Genomic DNA, 16,812 nt, shown 5'->3' on the forward strand with positions numbered 1-16,812 from the left:
AAGGAAGTCGAGGACGAATGGTCACGACGTCTTAGGACGCGACCGCGATCCCCTCCCGACGCACCGCATCCACCAACAGCGCCTGGACCGCATCGGCGCCGCGGAGGAGCTCGGCCGGCTCGACGCCGAGCCCGGCGATGATGGCGTCGATCCCGCGGAGCCCCGCGCGCGTCAGCAACCGCTTCTCGTTGGTGGCCCACTCGCCGCGTTGGGCGAGCATCGCGTGCGCCGTCATGCACGCCGCCTCCGACAGGAGGCCGGCGCACTGTGCGACCCGGCCGCGACGGGCGTGGCCCTCGCGGGCGTAGTGCAGCGTCAACGCTGCGTGCTCCCACCAGATGCCCGGAGCTGACGCTCGGAGCGCCGGCGGGTACTCCCATCGCGGCACCTCCCCACGGAGGGCGCGATTCAGGCCGAGCTCCGCCAGCAGGATCGTGCTCGGCAGCCCCGCCTGATGGAAGAGCAGCCGCTCGATCGTGAACCGGCCGGCGAGCGCCTCCTCGTGCACGACCTCGATGACGTCGAGGTCGCGGTAGTGGATGTCGACCGCGCGGCCGTCCACGTGCAGCGCGCCGCCGCCGTCGAAGATCCGACCCCAGCCGCGGCGGGCGCTGAGCGCGCCCGGCCAGCCGAGGGCGCGCAGGTCGTCGGGGTCGAAGGAACCGCGGTAGTAGACCGCCACGTCCCAGTCGCTGTCGGGCCGGGAGACGCCCTGCGCGCGGGATCCGCCGAGCGCCACGCCCCGCACGCCCGGGACCGCGGCGAGCGCGTCAGCCACGTGCTCGAGGAACGCGTCGTCGTCGAGCCCGAGGACCGGGCCGGCGGCGTCCGCGCCGGAGCTCACGCCCGCCCCGCCACGCTCCGCCATGACGCGATCCCGCCGCGCAGGCTCACCGCATCGCGCCCCGCCTCGCGGAGCGCCGCCGCGGCCGCCCGCGAGCGCACGCCCGACGCGCAGTAGACGACGACCCGGTCGGTGACCTCGCCGGGCACCGCGCCCGGATCCACCGTGACGATGCGCACCGGCACCGCGACGTGGCCCGGGATGGAGTCGACGAGGCGCTCGTCGGGCTCGCGCACGTCGAGGAGGACGACCCGCTCGTCGGAGGCGAGGATCCGCTCCACCTCCTCCGCGTCGAGCTCGGTGCCGTCGGTGGCCGCGCCCACGCCGCAGAACAGGTCGTAGTCGGCGAGCGCCGTGACCCGCTGGCGGCCCTTCGCGCGCTTAACGCCGATGGTGCGGCTGGTGCCGGCGAGCGCGTCGAGCACCACCACCCGGCCGAGGAGCGGCGTGCCCGCGCCCGTGACGAGCTTGATGACCTCGGTCGCCATGAGCGACCCGACCGTGCCGCAGACCGCGCCGAACACGCCCGCCTCCTCGCAGGAGAGCACGGCGCCGTCGGCGGGCGGCTCGGGGAACACGTCGCGGTAGTCGATGCCGCGGCCGTCGGGCGCCGCGTCCCAGAAGACGGTGACCTGCGCGTCGAACCGGTACACGGATCCCCACACGCACGGGACGCCGACGAGGGCCGCCGCGTCGCTGATGAGGTACCGCGTGGCGAAGTTGTCGGTGGCGTCGACGACCACGTCGTATCCGCCGAGGATCCGGAGCGCGTTGTCGTTCGTGAGCCGCTCGGCGTGCTCGACCACCTCTATGCCGGGGTCGGTCCGGTGCACCGAATCCGCCGCTGACGAGGTCTTCGGCCGCCCGATGTCCGGCGTCCCGTGGATGGTCTGGCGCTGGAGGTTGGAGAGGTCCACAGCATCGTCGTCTACGATTCCGAGGGTCCCGATCCCCGCTGCGGCCAAGTACTGCAGCACCGGGGAGCCCAGCCCGCCCGCTCCGATCACGAGCACCCGGGCCTGGTCGATGCGGGACTGACCCCCCATCCCGATGCCGGGAAGGGCGAGGTGACGGGAGTGCCGTTCGCGCCGCTCGTGCGCATCCCGCCCGGAGCCATGACCACCCGGGCCCCGCCCTCCGGGGTCGGTGCCCTCCCGATCGACGAGCGGCAGAGACGACCCCATGACAGACCTCCGTACGGACGGCGGACGCGGACCCGCGTCGACCGGACCCAGCGTACGACGGCCCGCCGACGGGACCCGCGGCGGCCGCCCCTCCGGCCCCCTCGGCCGCTTCCACCACCGCCGCTGGGGCGACGCCTGGCTCATCGGCCTGCTCGGCTTCCTGTTCGCGCTCCCCCTCGCCGGCCAGCCGTCGGTCTGGTACGACGAGGCCGCCACGGTCGTGTCGGCCACCCGCGACTGGGACGGCCTCCTCCGCATGCTCAGCACGGTCGACGCGGTGCACGGCCTCTATTACGCCCTCATGCACGTGTGGTTCGACCTCGTGGGCTACTCGCCCACGTCGCTCCGCTTCCCGAGCGCCGTCTTCGTCGGGCTCGCGGCGGCGGGCGTGGTGCTCCTCACGCGCACCGTCTCCACGCGCGCCACCGGCGTCGTCGCGGGCATCGTGTTCGTCGCCATCCCCCGCGTCGCCTGGATGGGCACGGAGGGCCGCTCCTTCGCGCTCGGCACGCTCATCGCGGTCGCGCTCACCGTGGTGCTGGTGCTGGCGGCCCGGCGCGCGGGCTCGCCGCCCCGGGTGCAGGCCGCGTGGTGGGCGCTGTACGGCCTCATCGCGTGGTTCGGCGCGTCGACGTTCATCTACCTGGCGCTGCTGGTCGGGGCGCACGGCGCCGTGATCATGTGGTCGATCGCCTCCGCCCGCGTCGGCCGCCGCACGCTCCGGCCGATGATGGTGTCCCTGCTCGGCTGGGGCATCGCGTCCATCTCGGCGGGGCTCCTGTCCCTGCCGCTCGTGGACGTGGTCACCGCGCAGTCCGGGCAGGTCGGCTGGATCAAGCCCATCGGCCCGAAGACGCCCGGGCAGGTCGCCTTCACGCAGCTCTTCCCCGAGAACGCCGCGTTCGCCTGGGTCGCCTGGCCGCTGGCGCTCCTCGGCCTCGCGATGCTCGTGCGGCGCGGGATCCGCCTCGTGCGCGCCCGCCGGGCCTCCACCGCCGAGCCCGCGGGCGAGATCGCGGCCTTCGAGTCGGCGTACCTCCACGCCGGCTGGTCGCCGACGCTGCTCCAGCTCGCGGTCGTGTGGCTCGTCGTGCCCACCACGCTGCTCGTCTACGCGTCCACGCTCACGTCGCCGCTGTACTCGCCGCGGTACCTCGCGTACACGGCCCCCGCGTTCGCGATGCTGATGGCCGTGGGGATCCTCGCGCTGCGGTGGAAGCCCGCCGTCGCGGTCGTGACCGCCGGGCTCGTGGCCCTGTCGCTCGTGCAGGTCGCGCACGACCGCGGCACCACGCGCAAGGCGGACGCGGACTGGGCGGGCATCGCCCGCATCGTCACCGGGGAACGCGCCCAGGAGGCGGCCGGCACCCGGGAGGCGGTGATCTTCGGGCCGGTCCGCCGCCACCCGAAGGCCACCTCGCGCGTCGTCGCGTACACCTACCCGGACGCGTTCCGCGGCATGGACGACATCCTGCTGCGCACGCCGCCCGGCGACACCGACGGCCTCTGGGAGGAGGCGTACCCGCTCGCCGACCGGGTCGACGAGGTCGACGACGCGGACGTCGTGTGGCTCGTCACGAGCGACAAGCAGGACATCCGGCCCGAGGTCGCGGAGGCGCTCACCCCGCGCGGCTTCGCCAAGGCCGACGACTGGCACGTGAAGAACGCGAACGTCGAGCGCTACGAGCGGGTGGCCGCGGGCTGACGGGCCCGGGCGCGGCTCAGGTCGCGTCCTGCCACTCGCCGATCGCGCGGACCACGACGTCGAGGTGCGACTCGAGGAGGAAGTGCCCGCCGTCGACCAGCTCGACGCGCGCGTGCGGCGCATCCCGTCGGAACGCCTCCGCTCCCGCCGCGGCGAAGATCTCGTCGTTCCCACCCCAGATCGCGAGCAGCGGCACGCGCGACTCCCGCAGCCACGCGTGCACCGCCGGGTACAGCTCCCGGTTGGTGGCGTAGTCGCGGAAGAGCGCGAGCTGCACGTCGTCCTGGCCGGGGCGGGCGAGGAGCGCGAGGTCGTGCTCCCACGCGTCCGGATCCACGACCGACGGATCCGGCACGCCGTGCGTGTACTGCCACTCGACCGCCGCGCGGCCGAGGGCCGGGCGGAGGGCGTCGCGCGTCGCGTCGGTGCGCTCGGCGGCGTCGGCCCAGATCGGATCCCAGAAGGACGGGACGAAGCCCTCCTCGTAGGCGTTGCCGTTCTGCGTGACGACGCCCGTGACGGCCGCGGGGTCGGCGAGCGCGAGGCGCCAGCCCACCGGGGCGCCGTAGTCCTGCACGTAGATCGCGTAGCGGGACACCCCGATGGCGGCGAGGAAGCGGCCGGCCACGTCGGCGAGCGCGGCGAACGAGTAGTCGAATCCGTCGGCGGACGGCGCGGACGAGCGCCCGAAGCCGATGAGGTCGGGCGCGATGACCCGGAAGCGGCCCGCGAGCGCGGGGATCAGGTGCCGGAACATGTGCGAGCTCGACGGGTAGCCGTGCAGGAGCACGAGCACGGGTGCGTCGGCGGGCCCGGCCTCGCGCCAGAAGACCTCGAGGCCGTCGATCGTGACGGTGCGGTGGTGGACGGTGGTCATGGCTAACCCCTTCGGCTTGTTTTGGTGGTTAGCAGGACGGTAGCATGGATCCATCGCGCCACCCTGGCGCGGAGGATCGAGGAGCGGTGGACCGCGACGAGGAGCTGCTGCTGGCGGTGCTGAACAGCGCGCCGGTGGTCGACGGCCGACGCGAGGACCGGCTCGACGGCGCCTCCGGGCGCCAGCTCGCCCGCACCTGGGGCGGCACCGGCACCGCCGCCGAGCTCGACCGCCTCCGCCGCGCCCGCGACGCGATCCAGGCCGTCGTGCGCGGAGGCGCCGCCGCCCCCGACGCCCTCGCCGTGCTCGCGGACGTCGTCGACGGCGTCGCGCGCACACCCCGCGTGAGCGCCGACGGCGTGGAATGGGAGCTGTCCGCACCCCGCGACGACCGGCTCCCGGTGGAGGCCGTGCTCGCCTGGTCGAGCGTCACTGCCCGGCTGCCCGGCCGCCTCCGCCCGTGCGCGAACGACGAGTGCGAGCTGTTCCTCGTCGACCACAGCCGCCCGGGCACCGCGAAGTGGTGCTCCATGGCGACGTGCGGCAACCGGATGAAGGCCCGCGCGCACGCCCAGCGCACGCGCTGACCCTGGCCCCGGTCCGGCGTCGGCCTCGCCTCGGGCATCGGCCGAGCACGCACGAGGGGCCCGACGCCGTGGCGTCGGGCCCCTCGTGGTGGAGCGGGCGGATCATGTGCGGTGCCCGGTCGGACCGACGGTCACGTCGGCCCGCTCCGGCGCCGGAGGGAGGATCAGCGGAGCGGGATGCTGCCCGCGAACCGCGCCGTGGCCTCCAGGGTGGTGATGTCCTCCGACTGGACCACGTGGTACGCGAGCCCCCGGTGACCCGCGGCGTCCTTCGTGATGACGGGGTTCGGGAACTCGGTGACCATCGACCAGTCGCCCGAGCCGTCCACGTGCGCGCGCTTCGAGACGGTGGCGATGCCCGCGGCCCCGCGGTTCGAGTACAGCGGGTCCTTCGTGACCTGGTACGTGACGACGACGGTCTGGCCGGGGACGCCGGTGCCGCGGAACGCGACGCACTTGCTCGTGCCGACGCAGGTCGCGCGCTGCGACACCTGGACGGTGAGCGGAGCCGAGCCGTCGTCGGGGCCCGTGAGGCGGACCGGGGCCGTCAACGCGACGCGAGCGGTCGGATCCGCCGACGCGGCCGGAGCGCGGTGGACGACGGAGGTCGCCGCGTGCGGAGCGGCGAGGGCGGTGGTGGGCGCGGCGAGCCCGAGGGACAGGCCGCCGGTGAGGGCGACGGCGGCCGCGGCCGCGGTGCGGATGACGATGTGCATGGATCCTCCAGGATGTGCGGACGGGGGGACGAGCAGATGTGCACGCTGAGGCTAGGCGAGCCGCCGCTCCCCGCGTCCGGCGCGCTCACAGGCGGGCCCTCGTCCCGGCGTCCCGATGGCCGCGGGCTGCGGACCGCCCGGCGCTCAGGCCCCGGTGCGGGGCCCCTCGCCCACCGCGGCCCCGCGTCCCTCGTCGCTCGCATCCGCCGCCCGCGCCGCCCGCGGCTTGAGCTCGCTGACGAGCGTCCCCGCGACGATGAGCGCCGCGCCGAGGATCGCCAGCGCGGGCAGCCGCTCACCCGCCACGCGACCGACGACGCCCGCCCAGACCGGCTCGCCCGCGTAGATGATCGTCGCGCGCGTGGGCGAGACGGAGCGCTGCGCCCAGTTCATCGTGACCTGGATGAGGCAGCTGCTCGCCCCGAGCGCGAGCGCCGCCACGAGCCACACCCACGAGAACCCCGGGATCGCCTCGCCCGCCACGGGCATGCACGCGAGCGCGAGCGCGCCCGCCACGAGGAGCTGCACGACGGTCACGCGGCCGACGTCGACGCGTCCCGCGAACAGCCCGATGAGGATGATCTCCGCCGCGATGGGCAGGGTGCTGACGAGCGTCGCCAGCTCCCCCGCGCCCAGCGCGACCCCCTGCTGCGGACCGGCCACGAGCAGCAGCCCCACGAACGCGAGCGCGACGCCGACCAGCGCCAGGGCGCTCGGCCGCTTGCGGAACGCCGCCCACTGCAGGAGCGGCACCAGCGGCACGTACAGCGCGGTGATGAAGGCGGAGGTGCTGCTCGGGATCGACTGCAGGCCGTAGGTCTGGAGCCCGTAGCCGAGGAAGATCATCACGCCGATGGCCGCGCCCGCCCCCACGTCGATCCGCCGCATCCCGCGCAGCGCCCGGCCGAACACGACCGCGCTGATCAGCCCGGCGGCGAGGAACCGGAGCCCCACGAAGAAGAGCGGCCCGCTGTGCTCCATCGCCACGTGCACCGCGAGGAAGGTCCCGCCCCAGATGGCCGTGATGCCGATGAGGGCCCACTCGGGCCGGGACGGCCGGACGGCGCGGGGCAGCATCGTGCGCATGGGTGGAGCGGGCCGGGTCAGCCGGTGATGATGCGGGCGCCGTGCACGGGACCGGTGGCGCGGATGACCGTGAGGCGGGCGGCGCTCAGCGCGATCTGCAGCTCCAGCGCGCTGTCGAGGTCGGCGGCGAGGAAGGCGACGGTGGGGCCGGATCCGGAGACGATGCCGGCGAGTGCGCCGTTCTCCTCGCCGAGCTGCAGCACCTCGCCGAGGCCGGGCGCGAGGTGCAGCGCGGGCGCCTGGAGGTCGTTGTGGAGGACCTCGGCGAGCATGTGCGGATCCCCCGCGCGCAGCGCCTGGAGCACGCCCGAGTCGACCTGCGGCATCTGCCGGGCCGGGAAGATGTCCTGCGCGTGGCGCTCGCGGTGCTTGTCGAGCTCGCCGTAGACGTCGGGCGTGGAGACGCCGAACTCGGCGATGGCGAGCACCCACTGGAAGGTGCCCTTGGCGAGCGCGGGGCTGAGGCGGTCGCCGCGGCCGGTGCCGATGGCGGTGCCGCCGGCCAGCGCGAACGGCACGTCGGCGCCGAGCTCCGCGCCGAGGGCGAGCAGCTGGTCGCGCGTGCGCTCGGTGCCCCAGAGCGCGTCGCAGGCGAGGAGGGTGGCCGCGGCGTCCGCGGATCCGCCGCCCATGCCGCCCGCGATGGGCACGTCCTTCTCGATCCGCAGGTGCACGCCCCCGCGGTAGCCGGTGCTGCGGGCGAGGAGCCGGGCGGCGCGGACGGCGAGGTTGTCGGCGCCGGTGGTGAGGTGCGACGTGTCGATGGATCCGCCGAACTCGACCGAGAACCCGTCGGACTTCGTGGCCCACACGTCCTCGTACAGGCTCACCGCCTGGTACGCCGTGGCGACCTCGTGGTAGCCGTCCTCCTGGAGGGCGCCGACCGTGAGGGAGACGTTGATCTTGCCCGGGGCCCGCGCGTGCACCACGGGGGAGGCGGTGGCCGCGGAGGTCATGTGCTCCAACCTAGCGGAGGCTGGGAGGCACTCCGTCCGCGTCCCGATCGGCCCAGGCATGCGCTACGCGGAGGTAGTCGTCGACGCCCAGCTGCTCGCCCCGCGAAGTGGGGGCGACCCCTCCGGCCTCGAGCAGCGCGGAGGCCGCCTCGCTCCCGCCGAGCAGCTCGGCGAGCGCCTGGCGGAGCATCTTGCGGCGCTGCTGGAAGGCCGCGTCGACGATCTTGAAGGTGCGCTTCCGCAGCGCCTCGGACGCGTACTCCTCCGCGTGCCGCTCGAACGCGACGAGCACGGAGTCGACGTTCGGAACCGGCCAGAACACCTGGCGGCTGACCTGCCCGGCGGTCCGCCACGCGCCGTACCAGGCGGCCTTGACGCTCGGGGATCCGTAGACCTTCGAGCCCGGCGCCGCGGCGATGCGGTGGCCGACCTCGGCCTGCACCATCACCACGCCCGTGCGGATGGATGGGAAGTGCTCGAGCAGGTGCAGCAGCACCGGGACGGAGACGTTGTACGGGAGGTTGGCGACGAGCGCCGTGGGATCGCCGGGCAGCTCGGCGACGCGCAGCGCGTCCTCGTGCACGACCGTGAGCTCGGCGTCCGGCTGGTAGAGGCCCACCGTGATGGGCAGCTGCTCGGCGAGCCGGCCGTCGATCTCCACGGCCACGACGCTCGCGCCGGTCTCGAGGAGGCCGAGGGTGAGGGATCCGAGCCCGGGCCCGACCTCGACCACGCGCGTGCCGGCCTCGACGCCGGCGACCCGGACGATGCGGCGCACGGTGTTCGCGTCGATGACGAAGTTCTGGCCGAGCTTCTTGGTGGGCGCGACGCCGAGCAGCTCGGCGAGGTCGCGGATCTCGGCGGGGCCGAGGAGCGTGGCCGGGGCGGCGGGGCCGGCGGCGAGTGCGGGCGCGGTCGACGCCTCGTCGCTCACGCGCGACCCGCCGGGTCGAGCTCGGCGGGGTCCTTCGACGGCGACGTCACGGGCTCGTCGTCCCAGCGCCCGTAAACCAGCTCGGTGTTGGAGGAGATCTGCGCGGCCAGCATCGACACGTCGGTGCCGAGGTGGGCAGCCATCGCGCGGAGGGTGTGCGGGATGAGGTACGGCGCGTTCGGTCGGCCGCGGAAGGGCACGGGCGTGAGGAACGGCGCGTCCGTCTCGACGAGCAGGAGCGAGCGCGGCGCGAAGGCGAGCGCCTCGCGGAGGTCGTGCGCGTTCTTGAAGGTGACCGTGCCGGAGAACGACATGTACCAGCCGTTCTCGGCGCAGATGCGGGCGAGGTCCTCGTCGCCCGAGAAGCAGTGGAAGACCGTGCGCTCGGGGGCGCCAACGCGCAGCAGGGTCGCGACGACCTCGTCGTGCGCGTCGCGGTCGTGGATCTGCAGGGCGATGCCGCGCTCCTTGGCGATGCGGATGTGCTCCTCGAACGACCGCTGCTGGGCCGCGCGGCCCTCCTCCCCCGTGCGGAAGAAGTCGAGCCCGGTCTCGCCGACGGCGCGCACGCGCGGGCGTCCGGCCAGCTCGTGGATCTCGGCCAGCGCGTCGTCGAGCGTGCCCGCCTCCTCGTACGCCGGGGCCTCGTTCGGGTGGATCGCGACGGCCGCGAGCATGCGCGGCTCGTGCGCGGCGGTCTCGGCCGACCAGCGGGAGGTCTCGAGGTCGCCGCCGACCTGGATCACGCCGCGGACGCCGACCGAGCTCGCCCGGTCGAGGTGCTCGGTGAAGTCGATGGGCGACTCGCCGTCCGCGATCTCGAGGTGCGTGTGGTTGTCGTAGACGGGGACCGTGAGCGCCTCGGGCAGCGGCGGGTACGTGAGGTCGCGCGTCTGGCCGTGGGCCGAGGAGGTGTCGCGCTGGCGCACGTAGTTCGAATCGGACATCGCGCTCACTCTACCGACGGGAGGGTGCCGCGCCCGGCGGGGCGCGGCACCCGGGACGTCACGCGGTGGCGGTGGTCGGCTCCTGCTCGATGCGCGGGAACAGCGGCGCCTCGAGCGGGGTGACGACGCCGGATCCGGTCCACTCGTCGGCGAGGTCGATGCGCTGCTGGCCGACCGTGCCGGTGCCGCCGAGCGCGGTCCAGAGCTTGGCGGTGGCGCCGGGCAGCACGGGCGCCAGCAGCACGGCGAGCGTGCCGAGGCCGCGCACCGCGGTGTGCAGCACGGTCTCGAGGCGCGCGCGGTCCTCGTCCTTCTTGGCGAGGGCCCACGGCTCCTGGCTCGTGATGTAGCCGTTGAGCTCGTCGACCAGGGTCCACACGGCGGCGAGCGCCTCGTGGATCGCGAGCCGCTCGATGGCGTCGTCGGCGGTGGAGGCGGCGGCGCGCGCGACCGAGAGCACGCGCTCGTCGGCCTCGGTGAGCTGGTGCGCCTCCGGGACGCGGCCCTCGAAGTAGCGGCCGACCATGGCGATCACGCGGGAGGAGAGGTTGCCGAAGCCGTTGGCGAGCTCCGCCTGGTAGCGGGCGCTGAGGTCCTCCCAGCTGAACGAGCCGTCCTGGCCGAAGGCGAACGCGCGCATGAAGTAGTAGCGGAACGCGTCGATGCCGAAGGTGTCGGTGATGGTCTGCGGCACGATGCCCGTGAGCTTCGACTTCGACATCTTCTCGCCGCCGACGAGCAGCCAGCCGTGGCCGAAGACGCGGCGGGGCGGCTCCTCGCCGAGCGCCATGAGCATGGCGGGCCAGATGACCGCGTGGAACCGGAGGATGTCCTTGCCGACGAGGTGCGTGGCGGGCCAGCGGCGCCGGAACTGCTCGTCGTCGACCCCGTAGCCGATGGCCGTGACGTAGTTCATGAGCGCCTCGAACCACACGTAGACGACGTGGCTCTCGTCCCACGGGATGGGGATGCCCCAGTCGAAGCTGGAGCGCGAGATGGAGAGGTCCTCGAGGCCCCGGCGCACGAAGGAGAGGATCTCGTTGCGCGCGCTCTCGGGCTGGATGAAGTCGGGGCGCTCCTCGTAGAACGCGAGGAGCCGCTCGCCGAAGTCGCTCATGCGGAAGAAGTAGTTCTTCTCCTCCAGCAGCTCGACGGGCTTGGAGTGGATGGCGCAGACCAGCTGGCCCTCGAACGGACCCGTGCCCTCGAGGAGGTCGGAGGGCTGCTTGTACTCCTCGCAGCCGACGCAGTAGTAGCCCTTGTACTCGCCCGTGTAGATGAAGCCGGCGTCGTGGAGGCGCTGCAGGAAGACCTTGACGGACTCCTCGTGGCGGGCGTCGGTGGTGCGGATGAAGTCGTCGTTGGAGATGTCGACGGCCTTCAGCAGCGGCTGCCAGCTCTCGGTGACGAGGCGGTCGGCCCACGCCTGCGGGGTGGTCTCGTGGGCGGTCGCGGTGCGGAGGATCTTCTGCCCGTGCTCGTCGGTGCCCGTGAGGAACCAGGTGTCGTCGCCGCGCTGGCGGTGCCAGCGGGCGAGGACGTCGGCGGCGACCTCCGTGTACGCGTGCCCGATGTGCGGGACGTCGTTCACGTAGAAGATCGGCGTGGTGATGTAGAAGGGCTCGCCGCGGGACATGGGCTCCATCCTAACGATCGGCGGGAGCGCTCCCGGCCGTGTGACGGGGGCCCGCGCGGGGCCGTGCGCGGCGGTCAGGACAGGTGGCGCTCGGCCGGCCCGTCGTACTCGGAGAGCGGCCGGATGAGCGAGTTCGCGGCCCGCTGCTCCACGATGTGCGCGGTCCAGCCGACCACGCGCGCGGCGACGAACAGCGGCGTGAAGGCGCGCGTCTCGAAGCCGAGGAGCGCGTACGCCGGGCCCGACGGGTAGTCGAGGTTCGGCAGGATCCCCGTGCGCTCGGCCATGCCGCGCTCGAGCGCGTCGTACAGCTCCATGGTGCGGGCGGCGGAGTCGCCCGCCTCGCCGCCCGCCGCGACGCGCACGGCGACGAGGTCGTCGAGCGCGGCCTTCATGGTGGGCACGCGCGAGTCGCCCGCGCGGTAGACGCGGTGGCCGAAGCCCATGACCTTGCGCTTGGCGGCGAGCGCCGCATCGAGCCACGCCTCCACGCGCGACGCGTCGCCGATCTCGTCGAGCGTCTCGAGCACGGCCTCGTTGGCGCCGCCGTGCAGCGGGCCCTTGAGCGCGCCGATGGCGCCCGTGACGGCGGAGTGCAGGTCGGCGAGGGTCGAGGTGATGACCCGGGCCGTGAACGTGGAGGCGTTGAAGGAGTGCTCGGCGTAGAGGATGAGCGACACCTCCATGGCCTTCGCGTCGGCCTCCGTGGGCCGGTCGCCGTGCACCATGAGCAGCAGGTTCTCGGCGAGGCCGAGGTCGTCGCGCGGCTCCACGGGCGCGAGGCCCTGGCGGCGGCGCTGGTCGTACGCGATGAGCACGGGGATCTGCGCGAGCAGGCGCACGGACCGCTCGAGGTCGGCGTCGGCGGAGTGGTCCTCCGGCTCGGGGTCCGCGGCGCCGATCGCGCTGAGCGCGGTGCGCAGCACGTCCATGGGGTGGGCGTCGACGGGCAGGGCGTCGATGATCCGCAGCACGGCCTCGGCGGGCTGCCGCTCGGCGCGCTCCTGGGCCTCGAAGTGCGCGAGCTCCTCGTCGGTGGGCAGCTCGCCGTGCCACAGGAGGTACGCGACCTGCTCGAACGAGCACGCGGCGGCGAGCTCCTGCACGGGGTACCCGCGGTAGAGGAGGGAGTTCGTGGCCGGCTCGACCTTGCTGATGCGGGTCGTGTCGACGACGACCCCGGCGAGGCCCTTGCGGATGTCGGTCATGGTGCTCCTTCGCGTCATGCCGCACCCGCGTGGTCGGCGGATCGGGTGCCTCCGGGTGCGTTCGTCACTGTATCGGGGCGGGTGGAGCGCGGGCGAGGGTCGGCGGCGATCGCGGATCCGGCGCGCGGAGGCGGGCTGGGGAGGGCGGGGATGACGGGCGGCTCCGCACCCGGGCCGCCGCCGGATCCGCTCGGTAGCCTCACGAGCAGGCGCACCCGAGGCGCCGCCCGCGCAGCCGGGCCGACCCGGAGGACGCCATGCCCGAGAGCACCGACCGCACCGATCCCGCCACCGACGCCGAGCCCGGCGCCGCGACCGAGCCCGAGCACTACGACGTCGCCGTCATCGGCGCCGGACCCGCGGGCACCGCCGCCGCCCTCCGCGCCGCCGAGCTGGGCGCGTCCGTCGTGGTGCTGGAGGCCGGCCGCGTCGGCGGCACGTGCGTCAACACCGGATGCGTGCCCACCCGCGTGCTCGCGAAGACCGCGCGGCTCGTGCGCGAGGTGCGCTCCGCGGGCGAGAACGGGATCGGCGTGGGCGAGCCCGCGCCGCACTGGCCGTCGATCGTCGCGCGCGTGCACGAGCAGGTCGACCGCGTGCGCTCCCTCAAGGACGAGGCCGCCCGGTTCGAGGCGGCGGGCGTGACGCTGATCCACGAGGGCCGCGCGCGCTTCGTCGACGACCGGACGCTCCAGCTCGACAGCGGGCGACGGATCACCGCGGGCTCGATCATCGTGTGCGTCGGCGGCCACTCGCGCCGCCTGCCGGTGCCCGGCGCCGACCTCGCGACCGTGCCCGAGGACGTGCTCGCGCTGCCGGAGATCCCCCGCCGCCTCGCCGTGATCGGCGCCGGCAACACGGGCGCGCAGCTCGTCACCGTGTTCCGCTCGTTCGGATCCGAGGTGACGCTGCTCGACGTCGCGCCGCGCGTGCTCACGGCGTCCGACGCGGCGATCTCCGAGGCCGTGTCCGACGCGTTCGTCGCGCAGGGCGTGCGCGTGCACACCGGCATCGACACGGTGACGGGCCTCACGCGGACGGGCGACGGATCCGTCACCCTGCTCTGGCGCGACGGCGACCGGCCGCAGTCCTCCAGCTTCGACGCCGTGATCATGGCCACCGGCTGGCCCGCCGACGTCGAGGACCTGGGGCTCGAGCACGCGGGGGTCGAGGTGACGAGGTCGGCGATCCCGGTCGACCGGTACCTCCGCACGCGCGTGCCGCACATCCTCGCGGTGGGCGACGCCACGGGCAAGGACATGCTCGTGCAGGCGGCCCAGTCCGAGGGCGAGGCCGCCGCGGAGAACGCGGTGCTCGGCGTCAACCGGCGGATCCCGCTGCAGCTGCTCCCCGCGGGCGGCTTCACCGACCCCGACTACGCGGGCGTCGGCCTCACCCAGGCGGAGGCGCGGGAGCGCGACGGCGCGTGCGTGGTCGCGCGGGTGCCGTTCTCCGAGGTGGACCGCGCGGTGATCGACGACCGCGAGGCCGGCTTCCTGCTGCTCATCGCCGACCGCCGCCGCGAGCTGATCCTCGGCGCGCACGCCGTGGGCGAGAACGCGGTCGAGGTGATCCAGTCGGTCACCACCGCGATGGCCGCGGGCGTCGACGTCGCGACCCTCGCGCACGTGCGGTTCGCGTACCCCACCTACAGCGCCATCATCGGGATCGCGGCCCGGCGGCTGCTCCAGGAGGAGGAGCGGGCGGGCGAGCTGGACTGACGCGCGACGGCGACCTCCCTGCGGCCCGTGGTCGGATGGGAGCATGACCGCGCTCATCGTCACGGCCCACCCCGATCCCGACTCCCTCACCCATCACGTCGCCCGCCGGCTCGAGGCGGCGCTCGAGGCCGCGCTCGGCGGATCCGGCGCGACCGGGGTCACGACGGCGCACCTCGCGCAGGAGGGCTTCGACCCGGTGTTCGGCATGGCCGACCGGCGGGCGTACGCCGGCGACTCCCCCGCGCCCGCGGACGTCGCGGCCGAGCAGGCGCGACTCGACGCCGTGGACCACGTCGTGCTCGTCTTCCCCGTGTGGTGGTGGTCGATGCCCGCGCTGCTCAAGGGGTGGATCGACCGCACGTTCATCGCGGGCTGGGCCTTCGGCATCGACGACGACGGGCGCATCGAGAAGCGGCTGCAGCGCCTCGCCGTGCACCTCGTGCCCGTGTCCGGGACGAGCCGGGAGTCGTTCGCCCGGCACGGCTACCTCGCGTCGTTCGAGACGCAGGTCGGCCACGGGATCCTCGACTACTGCGGCGCGCGCCGCGGCGCCACGGCCTTCGTGCACGACTCCGAGTCGGGCGACCGCGAGGCCGTCGCCGCCGAGGTCGAGCGGGCCGTGGCCGAGGTGGTCGCGGCGGTCGACGAAGCCTGATCCCGCTACCCGCGCCCGCGCTCGCGCTCAGACCGCGTCGTCGACCCCCGCCATGTCGAGCACGAAGCGGTAGCGCACGTCGTTGCGGCGGAGCCGGTCGATCGCCGTGGCCACCTCGGCGGCGGGCAGCACCTCGACGTCCGCGGTGATCCCGTGCTCGCCGCAGAAGTCGAGCAGGTCCTGCGTCGCGGGGCGCCCGCCGCTGCCCGTCGAGGCGAGCTCCCGACGCGCGGGGAGGAGGTCCATCGCCTGCACGGTCAGCTCGCCGAGGTGGCCGAGGACGCAGAGCGTGCCGTCGAGGTCGAGCACGCGGAGGTACGGGCCGAGGTCGTGCGCGACGGAGACCGTGTCGATCACGAGGTCGAGGCTCGAGCCGGCCCGGGCCATCGCGTCGGCGTCCGTGGAGACGACGACGCGCGTCGCCCCGAGGCGCTCGGCGTCCGCCGCCTTGGCCGCGCTGGTCGTGAACACGGTGACCTCGGCGCCGAGCGCGCGCCCGAGCCGCACCGCGAGGTGGCCGAGCCCGCCGAGGCCGACGACGCCGAGGCGGGTGCCAGCCCCGACGCCCGCTGCCCGCAGCGGCTCCCAGACCGTCACGCCCGCGCACATGAGCGGCGCGACGGCAGCGGGATCCAGCGACGCCGGGCGACGGTAGACGAAGGACTCGCGGACCACGTACCGGCCGGACCAACCGCCGCGGGTCGTGGATCCGTCGACGCGGTCGCGTCCGCCGTAGGTGAGCGTCGGGAACTCGACGCACATGTTCTCGTGGCCGCCCCGGCACATGGCGCACGCGCCGCACGAGTCGACGATGTTGCCGACCGCGACCGGGTCGCCCGGCGCGAAGGCCGTCACGGCGGATCCCACGGCCACCACCTCCCCCACGAACTCGTGGCCGGGGACGAGCGCATCGACGCGGCCCCGCTGGTCGAGGGCGTGCAGGTCGGAGAAGCAGACGCCGCAGTGGGTGACGCGGACGTCGACGTCGTCGGGGCGGAGGTCGCGGCGGTCGATGGGGGTCGGGCGGACGGGCTGGCCGGAGGACGGCGAGAGCAGGGCTGCGGTGCGCATGCCCTCACCCTACCTACTGGTCGGTAGCTCCGTACAGTGGGGGCATGACGTCCTCGGCCGACCGCACGCGCCAGCGCATCCTCGACGCCGCCACGGAGGAGTTCGCCGCGCGCGGCATCGCCGGCGCCCGGGTCGACCGCATCGCCGAGGCCTCGGGCATGAGCAAGCCCATGCTCTACGCGCACTTCGGCGCCAAGGACAAGCTGTTCGACGCGGTCTTCGCCGAGCACGTGATCGCGAACGGCGACCGCGTGCCCTTCACGGCCGACGACCTGCCGCGCTATGCCGCCGCCCTCTACGACGACTACCTCGCCGACCCCGCGCTCGCCCGCCTGGTGATGTGGAAGCGGCTCGAGCGCGACGCCACCGGGTACCTCTACCCCGGCCTCGAGGAGCACGAGGCCGCGCACCTCCGCGACATCGCGGCCGCGCAGGCGGCCGGCCGGATCCGCGCGGACCTCGACCCCGACGACGTCTGGACCCTCCTGATCGCCACGGCCGCGAGCTGGGCCCAGATCTCGATCACCACGGTCGCGACCGCGGGCGACCCGGCGGCCCTCCACGCCCGGCGGCGCGCGGCGCTCGCGGCGCATGTGCGCGACGGGCTCTGCGCGGGCTGATCCGCGGCCCGCGCGGGCGGGCGCGCGACATGTGCACTTCCGCCCGCGTCGCCCGCGGCTCCCGG

General features: G+C 74.3%; 16 protein-coding genes. 5 read left to right on the forward strand and 11 right to left on the reverse strand.

Annotation, left to right across the window (positions count from 1 at the left end; all coding sequences use genetic code 11):
* Positions 1-31: 31 nt before the first annotated feature.
* Complete coding sequence (locus H9X71_RS11785; protein ID WP_191147266.1) at positions 32-844, reverse strand: nucleotidyltransferase family protein; 813 nt, start codon at positions 842-844, stop codon at positions 32-34.
* Complete coding sequence (locus H9X71_RS11790; protein WP_191147267.1) at positions 841-2,028, reverse strand: ThiF family adenylyltransferase; 1,188 nt, start codon at positions 2,026-2,028, stop codon at positions 841-843. The genes H9X71_RS11785 and H9X71_RS11790 overlap by 4 nt, the downstream gene beginning before the upstream one ends.
* On the opposite strand from H9X71_RS11790, the gene H9X71_RS11795 reads away from it, so the two are divergent.
* Positions 2,027-3,733, forward strand: coding sequence for a glycosyltransferase family 39 protein (locus H9X71_RS11795; protein WP_191147268.1), 1,707 nt, complete (start codon positions 2,027-2,029; stop codon positions 3,731-3,733). The two genes, H9X71_RS11790 and H9X71_RS11795, sit on opposite strands and share 2 nt — an antisense overlap.
* Positions 3,734-3,749: 16 nt before the next feature.
* Here H9X71_RS11795 and H9X71_RS11800 read toward each other — a convergent pair whose 3' ends face one another.
* Positions 3,750-4,610, reverse strand: a complete 861-nt coding sequence (locus tag H9X71_RS11800) for an alpha/beta fold hydrolase (RefSeq protein WP_191147269.1) — start codon at positions 4,608-4,610, stop codon at positions 3,750-3,752.
* An 86-nt stretch (positions 4,611-4,696) separates the two neighbouring features.
* Between H9X71_RS11800 and H9X71_RS11805 the strand changes: the two genes are divergently transcribed.
* Positions 4,697-5,197, forward strand: coding sequence for a CGNR zinc finger domain-containing protein (locus tag H9X71_RS11805; RefSeq protein ID WP_191147270.1), 501 nt, complete (start codon positions 4,697-4,699; stop codon positions 5,195-5,197).
* Between the two features lie 164 nt (positions 5,198-5,361).
* Here H9X71_RS11805 and H9X71_RS11810 read toward each other — a convergent pair whose 3' ends face one another.
* The 7 genes from H9X71_RS11810 to H9X71_RS11840 all read right to left on the reverse strand — a co-directional run bounded on the left by H9X71_RS11810 (position 5,362) and on the right by H9X71_RS11840 (position 12,698).
* On the reverse strand, positions 5,362-5,913 hold the full coding sequence (locus tag H9X71_RS11810) for a hypothetical protein (RefSeq protein ID WP_191147271.1): 552 nt from the start codon (positions 5,911-5,913) through the stop codon (positions 5,362-5,364).
* A 144-nt stretch (positions 5,914-6,057) separates the two neighbouring features.
* Positions 6,058-6,999, reverse strand: a complete 942-nt coding sequence (locus H9X71_RS11815) for a DMT family transporter (protein WP_191147272.1) — start codon at positions 6,997-6,999, stop codon at positions 6,058-6,060.
* Positions 7,000-7,016: 17 nt separating this feature from the next.
* Complete coding sequence (locus H9X71_RS11820; RefSeq protein WP_191147273.1) at positions 7,017-7,955, reverse strand: 4-(cytidine 5'-diphospho)-2-C-methyl-D-erythritol kinase; 939 nt, start codon at positions 7,953-7,955, stop codon at positions 7,017-7,019.
* 10 nt (positions 7,956-7,965) lie between these two features.
* Positions 7,966-8,889, reverse strand: a complete 924-nt coding sequence (gene rsmA, locus H9X71_RS11825) for a 16S rRNA (adenine(1518)-N(6)/adenine(1519)-N(6))-dimethyltransferase RsmA (RefSeq protein WP_191147274.1) — start codon at positions 8,887-8,889, stop codon at positions 7,966-7,968.
* On the reverse strand, positions 8,886-9,836 hold the full coding sequence (locus H9X71_RS11830) for a TatD family hydrolase (RefSeq protein WP_191147275.1): 951 nt from the start codon (positions 9,834-9,836) through the stop codon (positions 8,886-8,888). Before H9X71_RS11830 ends, rsmA begins: the two co-directional genes overlap by 4 nt.
* A 58-nt stretch (positions 9,837-9,894) precedes the next feature.
* Positions 9,895-11,472 (reverse strand): methionine--tRNA ligase, encoded by a 1,578-nt coding sequence (gene metG / locus H9X71_RS11835; RefSeq protein WP_191147276.1) that lies wholly within the window; start codon positions 11,470-11,472, stop codon positions 9,895-9,897.
* A 74-nt stretch (positions 11,473-11,546) separates the two neighbouring features.
* On the reverse strand, positions 11,547-12,698 hold the full coding sequence (locus H9X71_RS11840) for a bifunctional 2-methylcitrate synthase/citrate synthase (RefSeq protein WP_191147277.1): 1,152 nt from the start codon (positions 12,696-12,698) through the stop codon (positions 11,547-11,549).
* A gap of 239 nt (positions 12,699-12,937) precedes the next feature.
* On the opposite strand from H9X71_RS11840, the gene H9X71_RS11845 reads away from it, so the two are divergent.
* Positions 12,938-14,401: a dihydrolipoyl dehydrogenase family protein gene (locus tag H9X71_RS11845; RefSeq protein WP_191147278.1), complete on the forward strand. Its 1,464-nt coding sequence runs from the start codon at positions 12,938-12,940 to the stop codon at positions 14,399-14,401.
* A gap of 43 nt (positions 14,402-14,444) precedes the next feature.
* Positions 14,445-15,056 carry an NAD(P)H-dependent oxidoreductase gene (locus H9X71_RS11850; protein WP_191147279.1) on the forward strand — a complete coding sequence of 204 codons (612 nt, stop codon included), beginning with the start codon at positions 14,445-14,447 and terminating at the stop codon, positions 15,054-15,056.
* Between the two features lie 27 nt (positions 15,057-15,083).
* Here H9X71_RS11850 and H9X71_RS11855 read toward each other — a convergent pair whose 3' ends face one another.
* A complete protein-coding gene (locus H9X71_RS11855) occupies positions 15,084-16,127 on the reverse strand; it encodes an NAD(P)-dependent alcohol dehydrogenase (protein ID WP_191147280.1) in 1,044 nt (347 codons plus the stop codon).
* 44 nt (positions 16,128-16,171) lie between these two features.
* Here H9X71_RS11855 and H9X71_RS11860 point away from each other — a divergent pair, with 44 nt between their 5' ends.
* Entirely contained in the window at positions 16,172-16,747 is a 576-nt protein-coding gene (locus H9X71_RS11860; protein ID WP_191147281.1) for a TetR/AcrR family transcriptional regulator, read from the forward strand.
* The last annotated feature ends 65 nt before the right edge of the window (positions 16,748-16,812 follow it).

It is taken from the genome of Clavibacter zhangzhiyongii, assembly GCF_014775655.1.
GTDB classification, from domain to species: Bacteria; Actinomycetota; Actinomycetes; order Actinomycetales; family Microbacteriaceae; genus Clavibacter; species Clavibacter zhangzhiyongii.

Coding starts and splice junctions, on each gene's coding strand:
- H9X71_RS11795 (WP_191147268.1), top strand. CDS start 2,027: ATGACAGACCTCCGTACGGACGGCGGACGCGGACCCGCGTCGACCGGA.
- H9X71_RS11790 (WP_191147267.1), bottom strand. CDS start 2,028: ATGGGGTCGTCTCTGCCGCTCGTCGATCGGGAGGGCACCGACCCCGGA.
- H9X71_RS11800 (WP_191147269.1), bottom strand. CDS start 4,610: ATGACCACCGTCCACCACCGCACCGTCACGATCGACGGCCTCGAGGTC.
- H9X71_RS11810 (WP_191147271.1), bottom strand. CDS start 5,913: ATGCACATCGTCATCCGCACCGCGGCCGCGGCCGCCGTCGCCCTCACC.
- H9X71_RS11815 (WP_191147272.1), bottom strand. CDS start 6,999: ATGCGCACGATGCTGCCCCGCGCCGTCCGGCCGTCCCGGCCCGAGTGG.
- H9X71_RS11820 (WP_191147273.1), bottom strand. CDS start 7,955: ATGACCTCCGCGGCCACCGCCTCCCCCGTGGTGCACGCGCGGGCCCCG.
- H9X71_RS11830 (WP_191147275.1), bottom strand. CDS start 9,836: ATGTCCGATTCGAACTACGTGCGCCAGCGCGACACCTCCTCGGCCCAC.
- metG (WP_191147276.1), bottom strand. CDS start 11,472: ATGTCCCGCGGCGAGCCCTTCTACATCACCACGCCGATCTTCTACGTG.
- H9X71_RS11840 (WP_191147277.1), bottom strand. CDS start 12,698: ATGACGCGAAGGAGCACCATGACCGACATCCGCAAGGGCCTCGCCGGG.
- H9X71_RS11845 (WP_191147278.1), top strand. CDS start 12,938: ATGCCCGAGAGCACCGACCGCACCGATCCCGCCACCGACGCCGAGCCC.
- H9X71_RS11850 (WP_191147279.1), top strand. CDS start 14,445: ATGACCGCGCTCATCGTCACGGCCCACCCCGATCCCGACTCCCTCACC.
- H9X71_RS11855 (WP_191147280.1), bottom strand. CDS start 16,127: ATGCGCACCGCAGCCCTGCTCTCGCCGTCCTCCGGCCAGCCCGTCCGC.
- H9X71_RS11860 (WP_191147281.1), top strand. CDS start 16,172: ATGACGTCCTCGGCCGACCGCACGCGCCAGCGCATCCTCGACGCCGCC.